This is a genomic window from Tsukamurella conjunctivitidis, assembly GCF_007858475.1.
GTDB classification, from domain to species: Bacteria; Actinomycetota; Actinomycetes; order Mycobacteriales; family Mycobacteriaceae; genus Tsukamurella; species Tsukamurella conjunctivitidis.
The window spans coordinates 1-558 of the sequence record NZ_VIGX01000228.1 but is presented as its reverse complement, the minus strand read 5'-3'; the positions used below and the strand labels follow the sequence as shown (position 1 = coordinate 558).

Annotated in this window: 1 protein-coding gene; it reads right to left on the bottom strand. The window is 66.3% G+C overall.

The window, feature by feature from the left end:
• Positions 1–355: MerR family transcriptional regulator (locus FK530_RS25175; RefSeq protein WP_231706802.1), on the bottom strand; the 355-nt coding region annotated here is incomplete at its 3' end.
• Positions 356–558: the final 203 nt, after the last annotated feature.

The window sequence follows — 558 nt, the reverse complement described above, 5'->3', positions numbered from 1 at the left end:
CCGTGAGTCGTGACTGGAACAGGTCCAGGGCGCCCAGGCGGTGGTCGAGTGCCGCCTGCTCGGATTCGAGCCTGTGGCGGTGTTCGTCCAGGATCTCCCGCACCCCGGGTGGGTCGTCGAGGAGGTCGAGCACGCGCACGATCTGTGCAACCGGCAGTCCCGCGTCGCGCAGTTGCGTGATGGTTGCCGCCTCACGCAGCTGGGAGGGGTGATAGTAGCGGTACCCGGTGAAGGTGTCCACCCACACCGGCTCCAGCACCCCCTCCTGCTGGTAGTGGCGCAGCATCCGCACGCTGATCCGCGAGAGCACCGAGAACACCCCGATGCGCAGCAGCTCGTCCTTGTCGTCGTCCACGCGAACAGCACACACCCTCACACCATGTCAGGGTCAACGCCTCCGACATCGAGCGCCACGCCAGCTGGTGGCGGGAGGGACCGAGGGACCCCCACCCTCCAGGAACCCCGTCACCACGTCACCCCGCCAGCCCTGCCCGACCGTCACCGCGCCAGAGAATTGCACCTACTGTACATATGCGCTATAAACACTCTGTGCACATC